The following is a 21,338-nucleotide window of genomic DNA, read 5'->3' as shown; positions in this document are numbered from 1 at the left end:
CGTCGCCACGCCGCCTTCAGCCACTGTGTAATTTGGTTGGGCGAACTGGAAGAGACTTGGAGATGTCGGCGTCGGCGCCACAGTTGTTGACACCACATCATTAATCGTCAAAATTGACGGATTACTGACATTGCCACCGAAGAGCACCAAATTCACCGTTTCCGCCGATTCCGAAATCGCATCAGTCAAAGTCGGCACGGTGAAACTAGCAGTTGTTTGCCCCGCAGCAAAATTCAACACCCCCGTCACCGAAGTGTAATCTGCAGCAGTGCCTGAACTTGCCGAACCGTCAAGAGTCTGGTAGTTAATCGATGCAGCCGCCGTGCCACCGGTGCGAGTAACGTTAATCGTCGCCACGCCGCCTTCAGCCACTGTGTAATTTGGTTGGGCGAACTGGAAGAGACTTGGAGATGTCGGCGTCGGCGTCGGCGTCGGAGTGGGCGTCGGAGTCGGCGTCACATCAATGCCTTGATATTGAATACTCCGCACTAGATAGTCGGAACTATCGCTTTTGAAGGAGGTAGCGGCGTAGGCAGCGGTGGGGTTCGCGTAGGCTGTGGCGGAGAACCGCAGTTCGTCAAAAGTAACGCCGGTGAGAGAGTCTCCTACTATCTGGAATGTGAAATTGCCATCGGTACTATCGCCAGTGAAAGTCACTCCATCTGAAGACACACCGAGCGGTTTTGGAGCGATGGGAGCGCTGAGGCGAGTGATCGTAAAATTGCTGGCCGATACCCGCGCCCCATCCTTAAAGAGTTGCAGCGAACCAACTTCATCGCCTTGATCGTCCACTGTAGAACTTGATTTGGGAAGTAATCCACTCAGGCTGATCGTGGCGCTAGTGATGTCTTTGTTATCTGCCCATTTCACCTTCAGCGTCTGAGATAGATTGGTGTTGGGGTCAAAGTTGATTTCCGCCCGACTTTTAGTGGGGTCGGTAAACCAACCACTATAAGAGCCTAGGACACCAATACCAGCCGGAGCGCCGTAGCTCAACCCGCTTTTAGGGGTTTCGTTCGTTGCTAACGTGAGGTTGGCGATGGGTTCAGGGCTAGTGTAGTTTGTTTCAAAGCCATCAAAAGCTATCCCAGACAGTTGGATGCCTTGATTCTTGGCGGCAGTAGGCCATTGTGTAATTAGGTCATTGATGCTGCTGTAATTAGTGGTTGTACCCAAAGAACCACTGAATGAAGTAGCCATAGCTTCTCCTTTGATGATGAGTAATTAAGGATTAGAAGTGACAGAAAACCAGAGGTTGGGCTTTCTTGTAGCGATCGGTCACTGCAAGAAAAATTTCCTCATACGTGCAGGGAAATCAAGTAAAAATGCTTGCCCAATCAGCATCTGAAGGTATTATTGCCCCTGATAAAATGTTGAGTGTAAATAATTACACCTACTTACACCTATTGACATAGGAATGTTTAACTTTCATCATCAGTAGGTTTTATCCGGAAAAAGTGCGATCTTTTTTTCAGCCCTATAAAAAGCCGGTTTTCCACATCTGTAGAGGAGAGCTGAAATCCCACATTCCGGGCCCCCAAGAGGCAGCGTTCACTGGTTCAGTGGATAAAAGTGAATCAGCAGAGACAATTATGAGTAAAAATACTCATAATTTTATATATCTAGGCATAACAAAGTTGGGGATTCCTGAAAATTGAGGTTCGGGCGTAAGTTAAATCTGATTGCCTTAAAAATGCGTTAACGAAGCTGGCCGTAGGCATCGCTAAAAAACCAATTTTATTGGTGATCCTTCATGTGATTGACGATCGCTAAAAGATGTCAAATGGGTTCTCTACTACTGCCAGAGTGACAAAATAGGATTAATCGGACTAAAGCAGGAATTATGCACTTATCCCCTCTGATTTGTCAGCGGCAACTCTACAATAAACTCAGTTCCTTCGCCAACCTGACTGACGCAACTCAGCTTGCCGCCGTGAGCTTGAACAATTACCTGATAGCAGACTGAAAGTCCTAAACCAGTACCTTTACCCACAGGTTTAGTAGTAAAAAATGGGTCAAAAATCTTGTCTTGAATTTCTGTAGGGATGCCAGTGCCCGTGTCGCGGATAGAGATTGTTACCCAGTCCGGATCGCTTTGCCAACTGCGGATGGTTAATTCCCCCGGTTTGCTCGTTGACTGGAGCGCATCTAAAGCATTGTCAATCAAATTATAAAATACTTGGTTGATTTGACTGGCATGACATTGGACGGGCGGCAAACTGCCGTATTGCTTGTCTATTTTGATATGGGTTTTTAGCTTATTTTGCAGCATCAAGAAACTGCTTTCTAAACCTTCATTTAAATCTACTGGTTTTAATTCAGCGTGGTCTAAACGAGAAAAATTTCGCAGGGTCATCACGATCGAGCGAATCCTCCCGCTTCCTTCCCGCATTGAATTAAGCAGTTTACCAAAGTCTTCTCGAATGTAATCGAGTTCTAGTTCTTCATTGATTTTGACAATTGCCTCCGCTGCTTCGGGGCAGGCATTACCTACGAGTTCTAGAGCTTCGTTCAACGCTTTAAAATATTCTTGAGCGTGAAACAAGTTAGCGTGGATGAAATTGTTGGCGTTGTTAATTTCGTGAGCAATTCCCGCTACCATTTGCCCCAAACCTGACATTTTTTCGCTTTGAATCAATTGCTGCTGCGCCGATCGCAATTCTTGGAACGCTGCTTGCAATTGCTGGGTTTGAGCTTGAGATTTGACCGCAGCTTCTCGGACTTTGCTGTAAAGTTCTGCTTGCTGAATAGCGATCGCCATTTGGTTGGCTATCTGGGATAGCAACTCCATTTCTTGCCACTGCCAATTGCGGGTATCCCGGCACTCGTGAGCAATCAGCAAACCCCACAGCCTACCGGGAAATTTAGGATTATAGCTTCCGACTGTTTCAGGGGAACTTTCTTCAGTTCTCGATGTAACAATCGGCACGATCAGATTAGCTTTTACCTGCAAACTATCTAAGAAATCAACGTGACAAGGCTCTAAACCAGCATTAAAAATATCATTAATGGCTTTGACTCGCCCTTGCTGATAAAGATCCGCGTAATCTCCCCGGAAACACTTATCCGCCCCCATATCTCCTAAAATTGAAGGCCAAGGGATGACCATATCTTCAACAACAACTTTTCCTTGCCAGTTGTCTTGAAACTGATAAATGATTACTCGATCGCACTGCAACATTTCGCGGACTTCTCTCACCGCTGTTTGTAGGATCGTTTCCAGATCTAGGGTACTGCGAATTTGGTTGCCGATCAGCCGCAGCAGCGATTCTCGTTCGGCTTGGCGCCTGGTTTTGCTATAGAGTTTGGCTTGATTGATCGCGATCGCCAATTGCGATCCTACCCCTTCTAAAAGCTGCCTTTCCCAATCAGTCCATTCCCGTTCGCGATCGCACTGATGCAAACCAATTATGCCATTCACTTCACCTTGATAGCGAGTAGCTACTGCCAGCATAGACTTAATCTCCAAAGCTTCGGCAATTTTTCTGGTTTGTGGATTCAATCCCGGAAAATCGAGAAACTTCGTCAATGCTAGGGACTCTTGCTGAGACACGACGGCAGCCAAATGCGGATTGTCAGTCATCGGTACTTTCATTCCCAGTTGGATGGGATAGTCTCCCGCGTTGTACTCTCCGCGCGTGACTAAAGTTTTTTCTGTATTTGATTCTTTGACTAAAATGCTCACGCGACTGCACTCTAAGGCTTGCCCCAGCAATCGGCAGGCTGATGTCAAAATTTCTTCTATGTCAAGTGTACTGCGAATTTCGTTATTAATTTGGTTCAGCAAGTTTGATAACTGAACTTGCTGCTGCATCTGCACGATTAGGGCTTTTTGTTTGTCTACTTCCGGCAGCGAAAGACTTTCTTCCTGCCTCCAGTTTTCCGATTCAGGCAACCGCGAAGTTACTCTCTGCCAGGGGTTTTCGTGTTCTTGTATTTTTAAAGACATATTTACTCAGGAGTTGTACAGTATTTTGATTCAGTCGGTTTTTTAAACCTATGCTTACCCCGCCAACAGCCCCATCGCAGCTACCAGGACTTTTGGAATATCTTAAGACATTATAAAGGATGCAGCCTGAGCAAAGCAATTATTTGCTTTACAAATATTTATATTTAGCAAGTATGCCCTCTGTCGCCCACAATACTAATTGGCGCGTGGCATGGAACTTGGTCAGATGTCAAATAGAGTTAACCGCCCGCTTAACCGAATAAAATTAATATAAAATCTATCTTTAGTTCAATGTTTGCGGGCGCTCGATCGACATGGAAAACTCAATTCTCGACAATTTTCGTTCGCCACCAAGAACAGACAACCTTATATCTGGATTAATAGATAAAGACCAGATTAAAATAGCTTTGGCGATCGGCAATTCCCGGCTGCACTGGGGATTATTTGTGGGCAAAACCCTGGAGAAAACATGGGATACAGAGCATCTCAATGCTGATACTGTTTCCCCGCTCTCGGAGCAGGAAAAGGCAGAATATTTGGTGCAAACAGTAATGAGGTCGATCGAGGAAGTATCTTCTCAAAATCTCCTTTCTCTTCCTGCTGCTCCCGCTTTTTCTAGTCCTCACACACTTTCTTTAGTGCCGCTGCCTCTAATTGTGGCCTCAGTAGTTACCCAACAAACAGCAATTTGGCAGAGTTATCCTGATGTCCGAATTATTACTTTAGACCAGTTGCCGATCGGGGGACTCTATCCTACCCTGGGAATTGACAGAGCTTTGGCTGTACTGGGCGCTGGCAACCAATTGGGTTGGCCAGTTTTACTTATAGATGCTGGTACAGCTTTAACATTTACTGGGGCTGATGTCAATAGGTATTTAGTTGGGGGCGCAATCTTACCAGGTTTGGGTTTGCAGTTATCGTCGCTAAGTAAAAAAACCGCTGCATTACCTTTAATTAGTTTACCAGAAAATCTGCCGCACCGCTGGGCGAAAGACACTGCTGGGGCAATTCAAAGCGGAGTTGTGTATGCGACGGTGGCAGGAGTTAGGGATTTTATTGAAGATTGGCGGTGTTTGTTTCCTGATAGCAAAATAGCGGTCACGGGGGGCGATCGCACTCTGCTTTTAAAATACCTCACAGCAGCCTTTCCTGATACAGCCGCAGGCTTAATTGACGCACCAGAGGCTATTTTTTGGGGAATGACTCATGAGTTATGAGTCATAACTTATGAGTCATTGTTAAGGGGGAGGGATAATAGGGAATTCTTCTTCCCTCTTCCCTCTTCCCTCTTCCCTCTTTCTTCCTTACCAATTCCCAATTCACTTAGCAAATTCCCGAATATATTTAGCAACCACCTCCGGGACTTCCTGCGGCAAATTGCTTTCCCCCGGACTGACCAATTGCAGTTCGGCATTAGGAGCCAGAGCAGTATAGGATTGACACAGAGACGAAGCTGCGGGAGTATCTTCAGAACCGTGCAACAGCAAAACAGGCGCTTTCAGCAAAGGCAAATTCTCATCAACTAATTCCGCTGTAATTTCAGCCCGCCGCCGCTGAAACAGCAACTCCACGGCAACAGGAGACTGCATCAACTGCTGTCTGAACTTTAGCAGTCCGTCAATCTTTTTTTTGCTACCCAGCAACTTAGCAATTGGATAAATCGATCGTAGCAACCACAAAGCCAGCGGAGGTTTGCCGATTAGCCAGCTAGCCGTCTGCCACCGCCCCCGCCGGTTGCCAACCTTGACGCCTTCTGGGGCCAACAATACCAAACCCTGAACTCGATCGGGATATTTGATAGCATAGCTGGTGGCCACCCAGCCACCCACAGAGTGACCTATTAAATAAACCTGTCGCACCTTCAAAGTATCGAGGTATTGGGCGAGACATTCTACTTCCAGGTCGATCGAATAATGAAGATTCGGGCGTTCCGAGTCGCCAAACCCCAGCAAATCCAGTGCGAAGCAGTGGTAGTAGGAGCTCAAATGTTCGATCGTCCTCAGCCACTGACTGCTGTCGTGCCAAGAACCGTGCAAAAATACTAAATTCGGCCCTTGACCGACTTCGTGCCAAAAGATTTGCCCTACAGAGAGTTTGACCCGAGAATTGCGTAGCGGTGAGTACATCCGGTTAAATATTTAGTAATAAAAAGATGATTAATTTAATGTTCAGAGATTGTGAATATAAAGTAGGAAAACAGTGAAAATTAATTCCCCAGTCATCACAGACAATTTTTGACGGCGAGGTAATTTCCGACTTTTCGCAAATTTCGATGCCCCGCCCATTTACGCCAAAGTTGTCAGGCCTTGAAAATAGTCCTGTAAGTGTTGGTCGTTATCGTGGCTGAGCGCGCCCTCCGGCAGCGATGCGGGAAAAAAAGCCTCAACCTCGCTGACTTCAAGCGTATCCTGAACTTGCATCTTTCCCTCTACCTCTGCTGCCACCACGATACAAATCGAGTGCAGGCGAGGGTCTCGATCGGCAGCCGAATAAACACCCACCAAGCGACGGATTTTGACTAAATCGAGTCCTGTTTCCTCCGCTAATTCCCGGCGCACTGTCGTCGGAATATCCTCTCCCCAATCCACCATACCTCCCGGCAGTCCCCAGCGACCGTTGTCGCGGCGGCGAATTAACACAATTCGCCCGTCAGGCAATACGGGAATCACCGCAGTACCAGTGACGGGATGTCGAAAAATCAGTCCCAGCACAGTTTGTACAATTTGCCACAATCGACGCATAAACTCAAAAGCTTGTTTAGGAGATAATAACTTCAGGCCTCCTAGCTTGCAGCTCCGGAGTCTTAATTTTTAATTTTTGATTCACGCTAGAGGTCGTCTGGCAAGTCTGCTAAGATATCCGCCGCGTGAGTTTCTGGTTTGATTTTCCGATAAACCTTTTCAATCCTACCATCAGGGTCGATCGCGAAGGTCGATCGAGTAATTCCCATAAATTCTTTTCCCATAAACTTTTTGAGTCCGTAGCAGCCGTAGGCGGTAGCAACTTCGGCGTTTAAGTCGCACAGCAAGGGAAAAGGCAGTTGATATTTAGCTGCAAACTTGGCGTGGGCCCCGGCCCCGTCTGTACTGACACCGAGGACTGAAATATTGCGCGACTCGTAGTCTAAGTAAATATCGCGAAAGCCGCAAGCTTCTTTAGTACAGCCTGGGGTATTGTCCCGAGGATAAAAGTAAAGTACAACTCGCCGCCCTCGAAAATCTGCAAGGCTGACGAAATTGCCTTGCGCGTCGGGCAGGCTGAAGAGAGGAGCTACGTCACCGGGATAAATCGTCATTTGTCGTATTTTGTCAAAAGTTTATAGAAATCTGCTGGAAGATTGAAAACGTTGCGTCCCATCGAGCCCGCATTCCCAGCCACTTGAATCCCCGTGTTCTTTTTTCTGGGTCTTGTACCGGGTGTGCTATGATCGTCATCGGTCTAAAATTGAGTATAACTAGCCAACGTAAAAACTTAACTGGATTAGTTGAGTGCGTAGTCACACCTAACGGTGTTGCGGTTTAGGAAAGCTAAATTTGAAGAAAACCTAACTACATAAAGAGAACTGATCGAGTACGGTATGGCATACCGGAATTTACGCTTGGGGAGAAGACACCTATATTTTGGCTGGAGCAATCCTGTCGCCAGTAAGTGACTTCGCTGAACCAAGAATCTCAGTCACCAAGAGTGCACAGAGTGTCAAACTTAAGAATCCCTGGGCGTGAAAGCCCGGGGACTGTCAATGTTTATTAGTGAGGTCAGAATGGCTAAGCGCCGCAATCTCAAGAAAGAGAAGGCACAACGAAATCAAGCATACGCTCGCAAGTTTCGCAAGCGGAGAAATCAAGATATGTTCTCCAACAAGAGAAGACGATTTGACGGTGGCAACGGCGGTGGCATGGGCGCCATGAGCGGTGGCAGAGACAAAGACATGGCTGCTGCTGAAGATTAATTGCTGAGGCTATCTGCCGAACTTAGAACCAGCGTGGAAAACACGATCGTTCTTTCGTAGAGATAGCCAGCCGGAATTTGTCCAATAATTCAACGATGTTTAAGCGAGTCGATCGCGCGCAGCGATAAGTGATTTTCTCACTTGTTCAAACCCGGTACCCCCGTAACTATTGCGAGCCGCCACCACTTGCTGAGGTGCGATCGCGCTGTAAATGTCTGTCTCAAAGGCTGGGTGCAAGTCTTTCCACTCCTCAAGTGTCAAATCTTTGAGGAGTTTGCCCCCCGAAAGGCAAGTTTTGACGACTTTGCCGACAAGGTTGTAAGCTTCCCGGAAGGGAACGCCTTTGGCGGCCAAGTAGTCGGCTACGTCTGTAGCGTTAGAAAAGTCTTCCGTAACAGCAGCAGCGAGGCGAGCGCCATTAAACTCGATTCCTTCGCGCAACAAAATCGTCATTGCTTCCAAGCAGCCCTGTACCGTTCTGACGGTATCAAACAAAGCCTCTTTATCTTCTTGTAAATCTTTGTTGTAGGCCAAAGGAAGTCCCTTCACTACTACCAACAAGGCTTGCAAGTTACCGAACACCCGCCCCGCTTTGCCCCGCACCAACTCCGGCACGTCGGGATTTTTTTTCTGGGGCATGATGCTAGAACCAGTAGCGCAGCTATCTTTGAGCGTAATAAATCCAAATTCGTGAGAAGACCACAAAATCATTTCTTCTGACAAGCGGCTCAGGTGTACCATAATCAAGCTGGCAGCAGCGAGAAATTCGATCGCAAAATCTCGATCGCTCACTCCATCTAAGCTATTAGCATAAACCTTGTCAAACTGCAATAGTTCTGCCGTATAATGTCGGTCAATTGGGAAAGTCGTCCCCGCCAGCGCTCCACAACCCAAAGGCGAAACATTCACCCGCTTGCAGATATCGCCGAGGCGTTCCCAATCGCGATCGGTCATTTCAAAATAAGCTAACAGATAATGAGCCAAACTGATCGGCTGAGCGCGCTGCAAATGAGTGTAACCGGGAATTAAAGTTTCCACGTTACGATCGGCAAGATCTAGCAAAATCCCTTGAAATTCCCGTAATTGCTCGCGAATTTCTGCGATGCGATCGCGCAAATACAAGCGTGTGTCGGTGCCGGCTTGATCGTTGCGCGATCGGGCCGTGTGCAACTTTTTCCCCGCATCCCCCACGATATCCGTCAGCCGCTTCTCTACAGCGAAGTGAACGTCTTCTGCATCAACTCCCGGAACAAAAAGTCCTTGGCGGTATTCGCGGCGGATCTGTTCCAAACCATTGACTAACTGTTCCCCTTCTGCTGCGGAAATAATCCCCGTTTTGGCCAGCATTTTAGCGTGAGCGACAGAACCAGTCAAGTCATACTCAATCAATTCAATATCGAAGCCAATACTAGCATTAAATCGGGCGATCGCCGGGTGCAGCGCCGATTCAAATCTTTGACTCCAAGTTTTTTGTTGTGTTGTCATTGCTCAAGCTAAAACTAGATTGTATCTCTCTTGCAGAAGTCTATAAAACCGATTTTTAGCAAAGACTTTAGTCCTTCCTCCGGTTTGTAGTCAGCACTTTAGTCCTCCATTCCCAATTCGGAAAGAAAAAACTCAAGTCCTGACTACCAAATTTTTATACATCTTTTGACCCGAAAAAACTGAAGTCTGGACTACAAAATTGTGAAACTTTTGCTGCATCAGAAAGAAGTGAAGTTTTGGTTAGCGACAAACCTTTTCAATCTTAAATTTCTTTCTGATAGCTTCGGCGACAATAACTCTAACGAAAAATCCCTTTAAAGAACCAGCCAACAAAAATACCTATAAAAAAAGCTCCTATTTGACCAGTCGAAACAAAATTGTTCCAAGCTTTCTGGAAATTAGTAAAAATTTCGTAACTTTGACCCAAAAGCACCGTCGATATCAAATGAGATTTCAACACTACCACGTGAGCGACATCGTTCCAAGTAATCGAACTGGTTAATCCAGCAGTAATTTCCGGGATTAAATTAACTATCATGGTGATTTTCTCCTGCTAAAGGCGTTACCCTCAGTACAACCAGTGTCATGTCATCTTCGTTACGATTGCCGATGCCGATAAACTGGTGTACGCGATCGAACAAATAATCCAAAATTTCTTCAGACTGTTGATAATTTTGACAGGCCCACTGAAAAGCCGAGGTCAAGTTATCCTCATCAAACCGATCGCCCCTTTGATTAGCAGCATCGGTAAATCCGTCTGTGTAATAAATAATAGTATCTCCTGGCTGCAATTGCACTTGGGCTTCTTGGTAATGCGAATCAGCATCCAGGCCAATTAACATTCCCTCCAAAGTATCGAGCTGAACAATCGAATTAGTTGCAGCTTGCCACAGCAAAGGCGGGTGGTGAGCAGCATTGCTGTAAGACAAAACGCGAGTTTTCGGGTCATACTCCGAATAAAACAGAGTCACAAAACGGTGGGAATTTTCCAAATCCGCGTGCATAACCCGGTTTAAATGTTGCAAAATTCTCGACGGCGAGTGGCGGTTCAAAACCTCCGCCCGCAGCATACCCCGTGTCATCGTCATCAACAGGCCCGCCGGTACTCCTTTGCCCATCACGTCGCCGATCACAATGCTCCAGCGGCCCTTGTCGATTTTGGACTTGAGATTTTTAATTAGGGATGGGGGGTTTTCCCCCTCATTCTCCTTGCCGATCGGGTCATAGTCAGCGGGAATAAAATCATAATAATCTCCGCCGACTCTGCTAGCAGTTTGGCAGCGGGCGGCCACGTCAACACCGGGAATTTTCGGACAACTACGGGGTTGCAGCCGCAATTGAATTTCCGCCCCGATTTCTAACTCTCTGTCTAAGCGGTCTTTTTCCGCCAACTTAACAGTAAGTTCGTCTTTGCAAATAGCCACAGCAGTTTGATCCGCCACCAACCGAACTAATTTCTGTCTGCTGGGAGTCCAGAGATATTGCGGGTCACTGCTAAAAACATACAGCCGCCCGCGTTCCAAATTGTTGACTAAAATTGGCGCCCCAAACAAATGAACATCCGGGCCCAAATAACGACCGACTTGCAGGTCTAGACTAGAAGTTTGCCCAGAGGTTTCCGAAAACGATGCAGCAGTAGCGCCCACACCGGCTGTAGCTTGCCTGGTGGCGATTTCCAGCGCTTTTCGCATATCTTGGCACTGCCGTCCTTCCTGACAATGCAACTGCTGGAACCTGACTTGACCGTTGGGTTTGAACAGCACTAAAGCTCCCCCGTCGGCGTCCGTAACGCGAGTCGCCACCAAAGGCACCAACTCCAAAAATTGGTTGAGATTGTTAAAACTTCGCAGGGCAAATCCCAGCGAACCCAACATATCTTGAACGTTGTGCTGATATCGGTGCAAACGCGCCACCAGTTCTTTGAGGGCAAATACTGGCGTCGCATCGGTGGAATTGCGACCCGGTGGGCGGTCAGCAGGTTGAGGTGAGGGGCGAGGCAAAGGCACAGCAGTCATTTTTAATTTGTGATTTTCGATGTTAGAAGGGGGAATGATTGAGGACTTACGGGCCACTTGAACAGAAACCCGTTTTTTTATCGAGCAAGTAGTTTGGTTTGAGCGAGTAAGTTGGGCACTAGGACATTTGTATCAACTTAAGTCTAAAATTCTTAAGAAATCTCGTTTATAGCTGAGTCTAGATACCCCCTAAATCCACGCTGCTTGCTCTACTTGGGTGGGCCCAAGACTGCAGCGGCTCCCCTTAAGAAGAAGGGGGACTTTGACCATTTGCTGTCCCACCAAACTATCAGGGGGGGCGCCAGGGAGATCGGGAAGAATGTGCTCAGACAGCCGACTGATACTAAATTTGAGCTTAATTTGATACGCTTGCTTTGCCTCGCGGTTTGATCCCAACCAAGTAATAACAGAACGAAGGTATTGTTTCTAGATATTTATTTTTCACTCGATCGCTCGTGGCGATCGGCGCAAGTCCTGCGATGCTAGTTTGAGGTTAATAATTTGAGATTTTGAAGATCTGTGTCCGCCTCCCAAAGATGGGGGCGGCTGGCAAATGCCTCATAAATCTAAAATCTAAAATCTAAAATCGAGTAGGGCTTCCACAAATTCGTAACTAGAAAACGGACGCAAGTCTTCGATGCTTTCCCCGACTCCAATAAAGCGTATTGGCAGACCAAGCTGCTGCACTACTGCTAGGGCAACACCACCTTTAGCAGAACCGTCGAGTTTTGTCAATACTACTCCGCTTAATTTTGCCGATTCTGCGAACACTTCTGCCTGTCGCAAACCATTTTGACCCAGTGTGGCATCCAAGACCAGTAGAGATTCTACGGTAGCGCCTGGGGCTTTCTTATCTACAATGCGACGGATTTTACTTAATTCGTCCATCAGATTTTTTTTGTTTTGCAGGCGGCCTGCGGTGTCTACGATCAGCAGTTCTGTGCCTCGGGCGCTGGCAGCGGCGATCGCATCAAATACGACAGCAGCCGGATCGGTATTTTTCCCTGGGTTGGCAATAATTTCAACGCCGCTGCGGGAACCCCAAACTTTCACTTGTTCGACGGCGGCGGCGCGGAAAGTGTCGGCGGCAGCAATCAGCGTTTTGTAGCCGGATTTTTGGGCAATATGGGCAAGTTTGCCGATCGTCGTAGTTTTGCCCGCACCGTTAACTCCTACAATCAACCAGATGTTAAAAGTGTCTTTTTCCGGGGCAAATGTCAGGCTGTAAGCGGGATTACCGGCGGCGGTTTCGGCACAGGGAGCGTCCAGAATATCGCGCAGAATCGTTTTCAGGTAGGCTAGAGCCTGTTCTGGCGGCAGCACTTCTTGTGTGAGTCTTTCTTGGAGGCGACTGATAATGATGTCGGTGGCTGCGACTCCGACATCGGCTTGCAGGAGCAAAGTCTCAATTTCGGCTACCGCGTCTTGATTGAGCGGGCCTTGACCGACGATCGCCTTTAGTCGATTAATTAAGCTGCGGCGAGTTCTTTCTAAGCCTTTCCGCAGTTTTTGCAGCCAAGTGATTTCTTCGACGGATACTTGGTCTGGCCGGCGGCCTTGACTGGCTAAGATTTCTGAGGACCACAGGAAGCCTTCGTCAAAGGCGAAACCGGGAATTTCTTCGATAATTGCCGCTCTCTCGGCGGCGGCTGCAATTACTTCTGGTTCTTCAAGGGCTGTTTCTTTGAGGCGTTCGATGCGCTCCATGCGATCGGCCTGAGCTCTGGCCCAAAACGGCAGGGCTGCGGCTGTGGCGCCGTCGGATGCGAGTGATTCGGTTTCTACAACCTCTGTTGCAGGTTCGGCAATTTCTATATTTTCTGCTGTAACTTCTAATGGTTGAGCAATAGGTGCAATGTCGATCGCCCCGGCTGTGGGTTGCAGAGTTTCGGCAATTTCTGCTGGCTGGGCTGCATCAAGTTCCGAAACCTCGGTTGCTTCAACTGTTCCTGGTGCTGCAACTTCTGGAACTTCTGCAACAGTTGGTGCTGTGGGTGCTGGTTCAAGTTCGATCGGCTCCGTTGCTTCAATAGTCGCCGGTTCTGCAACTTCTGCAACTTCTGCAACTGCCGCGCTTTCTGCTTCGGCTGCTGGAACATCGGGCGCTGCTGTCTCAGAAATTTCTGTTTCAGGTTTTTGCTGTTTTTGAATATTTTTGTAAGCAGCTTTTGCCCAATTGAGATAATCTTCGGCTACAGCAGGAGAGCCTTGCTCTGTTGCATCTGTTTGAGGCTCAACCGGTGCGGATTTTGCCGACTCATCTTGCGGCTGTTCGGGGGTTGCCTCTGTTTCAGAAGATTTGCTTTCGCTGTACTGGCGACGAAACCAATTAAATACCATAGGAAATTGGGAATATAGTTATTAGTCCTTAGTTTAGAGCGGATTGCGAATTGCGGATTGTGGATTGCTAATGACTCTGGGTAAGGTTCGCGCCGCGGCGTGCACCCTCCGGGTAAGGTATTCACCAAGCACCCGGAGGACTGAGGACTAAGGACTAGGGACTAACAACTTCTGCATTGATTTTATCGACTACTCGGCGGAGGACTCCGTTGATGAAGCGATGTCCTTCGTCGCCGCTGTAGCGTTTTGCGAGTTGGACGGCTTCGTTGACGCTGACTTGTTCGGGTAAGCCGAGATATAGCATTTCGGCGATCGCGATTCTCATGATATCTCGATCGATCCGGGGCAACCGTTCTATTTGCCAGTCTACAAGGGCTTCCGAAAGCAATTCATCAATTTGAACACGGTTGGCGCTGACTTTCGTCAGGATTTGCAAAGCATAGGTGCGGACATCTTGCTGGTTCGCTAGCTGGATCAGTTCTGGAAACTCCATTGCTGAACCGAGACGGTTGATTGCGGTTTGGGTGAGTTCGACTGCTTCCCGCACCATTGTTCTAGCACTTTGTATATCGGCGGCGCGGATTTCGCTGGCAAGTAGTTTGTCGCTACTCCGCTGCACTTCGGATGCTGCTGCTTCTAGGGCTTCTTGAACTTCTGTTGTCAGGGTACGGATGGCGGCGAGGAGAACATCTTGCAGTTTCTTGGCTTCTAAGAGTTCTGGATTCGTCGGCAGTTGGCTGATGCCGAGGAGTGCGAGTTCGCGTGCTGTTTCGCGGGCTTTTTTCATAGTTTTTAGATAGGAATTGAGAATTTAGGAAATTTTTCGATCGCGCGCGGACTTGAACTTTAGCAGAAAACTCCACTAAAAGCGGTACAAGACCAGCCATCTGACTCGCCAGCGGCGGGTAGTTTACAGATACTTCACTGTCAAACCTAAGATTTATGCTCGAAACCGGGTTTCTGAGTATAGGCTTTCTCGGTTTGGGCTGGTTTTGTCGAAATATTATCTGCTATGGGGAAAGTTTACACGGTCTTACGGGCCACTAAAAATGTCTTGGTTCACTCTTCTTCGACTGGAACAGCCTGGTATCTTGATTCGGATACCAAGGGTTCGAGTGTTTTGCCCTTGATTTTTTCGGGGCTTACTGGAACTGAGTTGCTGGGGTTGACGATGCCGCCAGAGATGATGACTTTAAAGGCATCTTCGATCGACATTGACAAATTGACTAAATCTGCTTCGGGGACGATAGCGTACCATCCGGTAGTGGGGTTCGGAGTGGTGGGGATGAAAATGCCGATCGGGGTTTCACCGGAAAGGTGAGGTGGGATGTCGTTACTCTCGATCGTACCGGTCACAAATGCTAAAGTCCAGATTCCCCGCCGGGGATATTCCACTAACACCACGCGGCGAAATTTGTCGTTTGAGTTGAGGAGGGTTCCCAGCAGTTGTTTGAGGGTTTTGTAAACCGAACCCGCTAGGGGAATTGCCTGCAAGACCCGTTCGCCAAAGTCTAGCAGCCACTTGCCGAAAATGTTGCGGGCCATTAAACCGATGACTAAGATGCTCAGCAGGGGTACAGCCAGCCCTACTAAAAGATTTAGCAGATTCACCAAAATCGGGTGGAGCCCATCAAAAGGGTTGATCTGCTTGGGAATTTTGGTGAGAAAATTGATCACCCAACTGGCGACGGTAATTGTCAGCCAGATGGTGGTAGCTAAGGGGATCACTACCAATAGTCCTGCGATCAGGTCGTTTTTTAAGTCTTGTTTGATGCGTTGGAGCACGGCGGGTCAAATCTCCTCGTAACTGGTTGCCAATAACCTGAATAAAGCTGAGACTAAAGCAACTGCACGGGCTTTACTGGAAGTCACCATAGACGATGGTTTTCAATTCTGCTAAACCCTACCCTTTCTGAGGGGGAAGAGTTAGGGATCGCCGGTGCTGTACCTCTATTTTAAAGAATTATTGCAAGTTGGCGCTTGGTTTTAATATATGCGGGCTGTGCAGCAGCTCACCGTATTGTATATTTTAAGACACTTTGGGTTGGTTCAATCAATAAGCCGATCGGTCAGAGGCAGCCAGGGAGTGCAAGTGTAGGGAGTCCAGAGAAAACTTTCTGCGATCTGTATAGGAATTTAATTGGTCGATCGAGCTTTCTCAGATTTTCGGCTGGGTGGCACTTCGTTGTACCGAACTCAGGGGAACCTCTGCAGGTTGAGTGCCGTGTCTCTGCCAAAACCTATCTTTGGATAGATGCAGTACGACTATTTCTTAGTAGATAGAGGTGATTTTTGATGGGCGACAGGGATAAACCAAGTAACAGTTCCCTACCATGCAACAGTTGCATGGTAGGCAAATCCGGCAAAAAGTAAAGCAGACAGACCAGCAACTTTGACTTTTTTGACAGGATTGATTGATATTCAGGAAATAAGGGCAGAATTCAACCGAATTCGAGCTTGAGAGGAGCGGCAAAGCAATATAGAATTAACTTGGGCATCACTACAAAAAAAAATAATCTGCCAAACGAGGTAGCAGTAGTTAGTAGCAAGCGAGATAAATTACTACATAGCTAGTTGTTTATAGCCAGAAGCGCGAAACTATTTGTTTAACAGGGTATAGCTAAACTGCTGCATAGAAGCAAGACTCCAGCGATGCCAATTTCTTGGAAGCCGACGAAAGTTAAGGAAAAACAACCGTACTAGCCGCTCAAGTCAGAGCGGGGATTTACCTCGCTGCAAGCAGCAAAAGACTTGATTAGAAGCTAGGATTGAGATATGAATGCTCAACTCATGAAACCAATTGATTTTTACATTTTTTTATGCCATTAAAAACGCAAAACTTTTTTGGGCTTCACTGAACCAGCCGCAGCCCGATCAAATTTTGTGTCCGCTAATTAATATTTAAGTAAAAGGAAGTTTTGTGAAAACGCTCAGTATCCTCTTAGTAGAAGACAGTCCCCTAGATGCCGAACTGATTGAGGCATATCTAATGGATGGCGGGCTCCAATTTTCTCTGGTGTGTGTGGAAACTAGAGAAGACTTTGCCACGGCGCTGGAAAAACAACGTTTTGACATTATTTTGGCAGATTATATGCTGCCTTGTTTTAACGGGATAGCTGCGCTGGAAATCGCCCACACTACTTGTCCGGGAGTGCCGTTTATTTTTGTTTCGGCTACTTTGGGCGAGGAAGTGGCGATCGAAACTTTGAAAAGCGGCGCTACTGATTATGTTCTCAAACGCCGTTTGATACGGCTGGTGCCGTCGATTGAGCGGGCCCTGCGGGAAGTTCAAGAACGGAACGATCGCAAGCAAGCCGAAGCACAGCAGCAGGAAAGCGAGGCTCGATTTCGGATTATGGCAGATACCGCGCCGGTGATGATTTGGATGTCGGGTACTGACCAACTTGGCGATTACTTTAACAAAGTTTGGCTGGAGTTTACCGGTAGAACTTTGGAACAAGAAATGGGCACGGGTTGGATGGAAAACTTGCACCCAGATGACTTGCCAGAATGTCTGGATATTTACCAAAAAGCCTTCGACGCTGGCAGCGAGTACCGGATAGAATGCCGTTTGAGGCGTTATGACGGGGAATACCGCTGGGTTTTGGGTACAGGCGTACCCCGGTACAGGCCCGATCGCACTTTTGCAGGTTACATCGGTTCTTACATCGATATTAGCGATCGAAAACTGGCCGAACAAGAACGCGCTGCGGCTTTGTCCCGCGAACAAGCAGCGAGGTTGCAAGCAGAAGAAACTGCTAAAGCGCTGCAATTGGCAAACGATAAAATTACGAACATTCTCGAAAGCATTACCGATGCTTTTATCGCTGTTGATTTAAATTGGAACTATACCTATGTTAACCACCAAGCTATTGAGCTGTTAGGCCGACCAAAAGCAGAACTGATCGGTCAAAAAATTTGGGATATATTTCCTGGGGCTGTTGATTTACAGTTTTACAAAATGGCTACCAAAGCATTAGCAGAAAAGGTAACAATCGAGTATGAAGAATTCGTACCGTTATGGAAGAAGTGGTTGAAGATGCGTTTTTATCCTTCCGATTCGGGTTTGTCGGGTTACATCCAAGATGTTACAGATCGCAAGCAAACAGAAGCTGCACTCCAAGCTAGCGAAGAAAAGCTGAGAATGTTAGCCGAAGCTAACTTGATAGGAATTATCTTCGGGGATGTCAACGGCGGCATCATCGAGGCCAATGATGAATTTTTGCGGATAGTTGGTTACACGCGGGAACAGTTGCAGCGCGGGGAATTAAATTCGATTGACATCACACCGCCGGAGTACCAGTCTCTCGACAAGAAGGGTATGGCAGAGGCACAAGCAACGGGGGCTTGCACTCCCTACGAAAAGGAATTCTGGAGGAGAGACGGCAGCCGGATTCCGGTGTTGATCGGATATGTTTTGCTGGCCCAAAAGCGGCAAGAATCTGTGGCTTTTATTCTCGACTTGACGGTTGGCAAGCAGTTGGAAAGAGAACTGCACGATCGAGCCCAGGAATTGGCGCGCGCGAACCGGATTAAAGACGAGTTTCTAGGAACTTTGTCCCACGAATTGCGGACTCCGCTGAATGCGATGCTGGGATGGGCGCAACTGCTGCGAAACCGCAAGTTTGACGAAAAAACGACTGTTCGGGCTCTGGAAACGATCGACCGCAATACACGATCGCTGGCAACTCTGATCGAGGATTTGTTGGACGTGTCGCAGATTATTACTGGCAAACTGTCGCTGAATTTGCGGTGGGTGGATGTGATTTCGACTGTTGAGGCTGCGATCGATACTCTCGCGCCCGCGATTGCCGCCAAAAATATTGAAATTGTGACTGATTTCGACCCCACTACCGGGCGGATTTTTGCCGATTCCGGTCGCTTGCAGCAGGTAGCGTGGAATTTGCTGTCGAATGCGATTAAGTTTACTCCCGATGGCGGACAGGTGAAGGTGGAGGTGCGAAAGATGGAGAGGACTTTGGCCCGTGAGGAATCCGCTTGCTGTAAAAAATTGTCGCCCGCTAGTGTCGAAATTGAAGTGAGCGACACGGGACAAGGGATTTCAGAAGAGTTTTTGCCGCACGTTTTCGAGCGGTTCAGCCAAGCTGACAGCTCTACAAGGCGATCGTACAACGGATTGGGTTTGGGTTTGGCCCTAGTGCGGCATTTTGTGGAAATGCACGGGGGGACGGTGCAAGCCGAATCAGCCGGGAAGGGAAAAGGGTCGAGGTTTTTAGTGAAATTGCCAATTCAACAGCTTCATTGCGACGCTGGATTGTCTGTTGCTGGACTTGGGGAGTTGGCGATTCCTCCAAGCAAGGCGCGAGCCCCTGTAAAGGAGTCTTTTGTCAACAGCAATCTTTCTGGAGTGCGAGTCTTGGTGGTCGATATCGACGCGGATTCCCTGGATTTTGCCTGTACCGTACTCGAAGATTGCGGGGCCCAGGTGGAGACTGCTAGCTCTGGAAAGGGTGCGTTGGAGGCGATTGAAAGGCTGAATCCGGATGTGTTGGCGATCGATATCGGGATACAGGCCCTTGACGGAGAGGCTCTGCTGCAACAAGTGCGATCGCGGATGGTGGACAGGGAAATTCCGGCGTTGGCGTTCACGGCGGTTGGTAGGGTAGAGGAACGGATACGGGCACTGCAGCAAGGTTTTCAAATTTATGTGCCCAAGCCGATCGAGCCTGCTGAGTTGGTGGCGGTGGTGGCAAGTTTGGCGGCGCGATCGAAGATTTTAGAGGTTAGATTTTAGATTGAGTGGGTTTTTTGCAAACTTTGAGGACGGAGATCGTGACTACAAACCAATTTTCTTGCATTGGAGCGATCGGATAATAATTCTTACGACTAAGGCCAACTGGTAGATTAAACAAAAATATGTAGTTGCGCTTGTTGTACGCTATTTCCTAAGCTAAGAGCGCACAAGCGCAACTACATACTTAAAATTTAAGCTTTATTTGTGACAGTTTGCCTGAGTCCTAATCCAGTCGAAAAATTTTCCGGTATGAATTAGACTTAGAGCTAATTTGTCAAGACCCAAAAGTTATAAATTTAATTTATGTCATAGTGTGTAGTTTTTGATACTGAGAGCAGTTTCTAAAAGGAATGCAACTGTAGACAAGTTCCAAACCCTGATAATCATCTGTAGTCCGACTTCTCAAATCTCAAATCTCAGATCTCAAATCTCAAATCTCAAATTGTAGGAGGTGCAAGGACGATCGCCCTTAACAGTCTCTCCTAGAATATCAAGTTCAGCAATTAGCTGCTTCATTAAGCATGACTCTTAGTTACATTTACAATTAACCTAATTTGTCATACCCCAAAAGTTATAAATTTAATCTAAGTCAAAGTTTTTAGCTTTTGAGCAGAGGTGCAGTGACGATCGCCCCTAACACTATTTCCTCAAATCTCAAGTTCAGCAACGAGATGCTTCATGAGAAAAATATTCGGCCGGCGTAAATGCTTCTAAAACTACTCTACTGCCCGCCGTGCAAGGATTTTTTGGTTTTGGGATATGGACTGGTCGCCAACTTTCCACTATCGACGGTTAGATACCAATTGCACCCGGCCGGCATCCATTTCATCCATTAATAACTCTAAAGCCTCATAATCAATATCCGAGATGTACCCCAAACGGGTGAGCTCGTAGTTGATTTCGTTTTCAATGTCAGGCGTCAACTGCTTAATGTAGAGGGCTTTTTCTACAAGTTGACGAATAGCATGAGTTGCTTGCATAGTAAGTCGGAGAACTCCGTACAGTTTGATTTTCCTCTGAAGTGTCGAGCAAACAGGTGATCTAGATCAGAACTAATAAGTGATTTAAATTACATTGTTCAGTTTTATCTAACAGCTAGGGCAAAGTCGATCGCAATTTTTAGAGTTACCAAGACTCAAGCTGCTGGCATTAATAAAAAATAGTATAGTAGCTTACGTTTCCTGCCCAAATCTTACGCAAAATTTCATAAAAAAGAGGCAATAAATAAAGATTCAGTAAAACTACTGAAAAAACTGGTCGATTTCCCTCAGAGCAAGTTAGCCTCAGAGTAATCAAGTAGGTTTAGGCTTACACCTGTCCAGCACAGTAGTTGAAAATACGTAGCAACCATAGGTTTGACATATGCAGACACTTCTTGCCCATAAACCAATTACGGTGATTCGACCCCTAGACCACCTGAATGCAGCCACCTGCGGAGAATTCGGAGGGCAACTAATGACAGCAATTGCAGCCCCTGGGGTGGTAGCGGTACTCGTAGATTTGGGCGCAGTAAAATTTATTGACAGTGCCGGTTTGATGGCATTGGTTTCGGGCCTCAAGCAGGCGAAAAAAATGGGGCGCAGGTTTAGTCTTTGCTCGGTATCTCCCGGGATTAAAATGATTCTGGAACTCAGCCAACTCGATCGAGTGTTTGAAATATTTGAAAATGTCGATAGCTTTGAAGCCGAAAACTCCTGCGTAAACCATCACTGGTAGACGTGCCTCCTAGGCGAAAACAAGCAACAAAACACAGCAAATTCGGTTAAATGCCCGAAAAGACAGGCTACTGTCGTTGGCGTGTTGGCAGATTTTAAGGTAGGCTGCTTAAGAGTCGCAAATATTTAG

Annotated in this window: 16 protein-coding genes; 4 read left to right on the top strand and 12 right to left on the bottom strand. The window is 47.3% G+C overall.

The genetic code is table 11. The features are described from left to right. Together QUA23_RS03760 and QUA23_RS03755 are read right to left on the bottom strand one after the other, a co-directional pair. Nucleotides 1-1,200: Calx-beta domain-containing protein (locus tag QUA23_RS03760; RefSeq protein ID WP_333110296.1), on the bottom strand; the 1,200-nt coding region annotated here is incomplete at its 3' end. A gap of 649 nt (nucleotides 1,201-1,849) precedes the next feature. Continuing rightward, nucleotides 1,850-3,949, bottom strand: a complete 2,100-nt coding sequence (locus QUA23_RS03755; RefSeq protein WP_333073314.1) for a GAF domain-containing protein — start codon at nucleotides 3,947-3,949, stop codon at nucleotides 1,850-1,852. Nucleotides 3,950-4,263: 314 nt separating this feature from the next. Between QUA23_RS03755 and QUA23_RS03750 the strand changes: the two genes are divergently transcribed. Next, the gene (locus QUA23_RS03750) at nucleotides 4,264-5,166 is read left to right on the top strand and encodes a pantothenate kinase (RefSeq protein ID WP_333073311.1); all 903 of its coding nucleotides are present in this window, start codon (nucleotides 4,264-4,266) and stop codon (nucleotides 5,164-5,166) included. A 102-nt stretch (nucleotides 5,167-5,268) separates the two neighbouring features. Here the strand turns inward: QUA23_RS03750 and QUA23_RS03745 are convergent, their stop codons facing one another. The 3 genes from QUA23_RS03745 to bcp all read right to left on the bottom strand — a co-directional run bounded on the left by QUA23_RS03745 (nucleotide 5,269) and on the right by bcp (nucleotide 7,244). Then, nucleotides 5,269-6,075: an alpha/beta hydrolase gene (locus QUA23_RS03745; protein WP_333073309.1), complete on the bottom strand. Its 807-nt coding sequence runs from the start codon at nucleotides 6,073-6,075 to the stop codon at nucleotides 5,269-5,271. Nucleotides 6,076-6,234: 159 nt separating this feature from the next. Beyond that, entirely contained in the window at nucleotides 6,235-6,690 is a 456-nt protein-coding gene (locus QUA23_RS03740; RefSeq protein WP_333037252.1) for an NUDIX hydrolase, read from the bottom strand. Between the two features lie 86 nt (nucleotides 6,691-6,776). Beyond that, a complete protein-coding gene (gene bcp / locus QUA23_RS03735; RefSeq protein ID WP_333073307.1) occupies nucleotides 6,777-7,244 on the bottom strand; it encodes a thioredoxin-dependent thiol peroxidase in 468 nt (155 codons plus the stop codon). A gap of 465 nt (nucleotides 7,245-7,709) precedes the next feature. Here bcp and QUA23_RS03730 point away from each other — a divergent pair, with 465 nt between their 5' ends. Further along, nucleotides 7,710-7,898 carry a hypothetical protein gene (locus tag QUA23_RS03730; protein ID WP_006632360.1) on the top strand — a complete coding sequence of 63 codons (189 nt, stop codon included), beginning with the start codon at nucleotides 7,710-7,712 and terminating at the stop codon, nucleotides 7,896-7,898. 99 nt (nucleotides 7,899-7,997) lie between these two features. Here the strand turns inward: QUA23_RS03730 and argH are convergent, their stop codons facing one another. From argH to QUA23_RS03700, 6 genes are all read right to left on the bottom strand, one after another. After that, a complete protein-coding gene (gene argH, locus QUA23_RS03725) occupies nucleotides 7,998-9,383 on the bottom strand; it encodes an argininosuccinate lyase (RefSeq protein ID WP_333073305.1) in 1,386 nt (461 codons plus the stop codon). 298 nt (nucleotides 9,384-9,681) lie between these two features. Beyond that, nucleotides 9,682-9,921, bottom strand: coding sequence for a hypothetical protein (locus QUA23_RS03720; protein ID WP_333073304.1), 240 nt, complete (start codon nucleotides 9,919-9,921; stop codon nucleotides 9,682-9,684). After that, nucleotides 9,911-11,398, bottom strand: a complete 1,488-nt coding sequence (locus QUA23_RS03715) for a PP2C family protein-serine/threonine phosphatase (RefSeq protein ID WP_333073302.1) — start codon at nucleotides 11,396-11,398, stop codon at nucleotides 9,911-9,913. Before QUA23_RS03715 ends, QUA23_RS03720 begins: the two co-directional genes overlap by 11 nt. A 573-nt stretch (nucleotides 11,399-11,971) precedes the next feature. Beyond that, a complete protein-coding gene (gene ftsY, locus QUA23_RS03710) occupies nucleotides 11,972-13,738 on the bottom strand; it encodes a signal recognition particle-docking protein FtsY (RefSeq protein ID WP_333073300.1) in 1,767 nt (588 codons plus the stop codon). A gap of 154 nt (nucleotides 13,739-13,892) precedes the next feature. After that, nucleotides 13,893-14,525: a transcription antitermination factor NusB gene (nusB, locus tag QUA23_RS03705; protein WP_333073299.1), complete on the bottom strand. Its 633-nt coding sequence runs from the start codon at nucleotides 14,523-14,525 to the stop codon at nucleotides 13,893-13,895. 272 nt (nucleotides 14,526-14,797) lie between these two features. Beyond that, nucleotides 14,798-15,523 carry a DUF502 domain-containing protein gene (locus QUA23_RS03700; RefSeq protein WP_333073298.1) on the bottom strand — a complete coding sequence of 242 codons (726 nt, stop codon included), beginning with the start codon at nucleotides 15,521-15,523 and terminating at the stop codon, nucleotides 14,798-14,800. Nucleotides 15,524-16,658: 1,135 nt separating this feature from the next. Here QUA23_RS03700 and QUA23_RS03695 point away from each other — a divergent pair. Then, nucleotides 16,659-19,493, top strand: coding sequence for a PAS domain S-box protein (locus QUA23_RS03695; RefSeq protein ID WP_333073296.1), 2,835 nt, complete (start codon nucleotides 16,659-16,661; stop codon nucleotides 19,491-19,493). 782 nt (nucleotides 19,494-20,275) lie between these two features. On the opposite strand, the gene QUA23_RS03690 is transcribed toward QUA23_RS03695, so the two are convergent. Next, nucleotides 20,276-20,473, bottom strand: a complete 198-nt coding sequence (locus QUA23_RS03690; RefSeq protein ID WP_333067027.1) for a hypothetical protein — start codon at nucleotides 20,471-20,473, stop codon at nucleotides 20,276-20,278. A gap of 382 nt (nucleotides 20,474-20,855) precedes the next feature. On the opposite strand from QUA23_RS03690, the gene QUA23_RS03685 reads away from it, so the two are divergent. After that, entirely contained in the window at nucleotides 20,856-21,209 is a 354-nt protein-coding gene (locus QUA23_RS03685) for an STAS domain-containing protein (RefSeq protein ID WP_333073295.1), read from the top strand. The last annotated feature ends 129 nt before the right edge of the window (nucleotides 21,210-21,338 follow it).

Source organism: Microcoleus sp. Pol1C5 (assembly GCF_036701115.1).
In the GTDB taxonomy this organism is placed as follows: Bacteria; Cyanobacteriota; Cyanobacteriia; order Cyanobacteriales; family Microcoleaceae; genus Microcoleus.
Note: the sequence above shows the minus strand (reverse complement) of the source record. Positions and strands in the feature narration are given on the sequence as shown.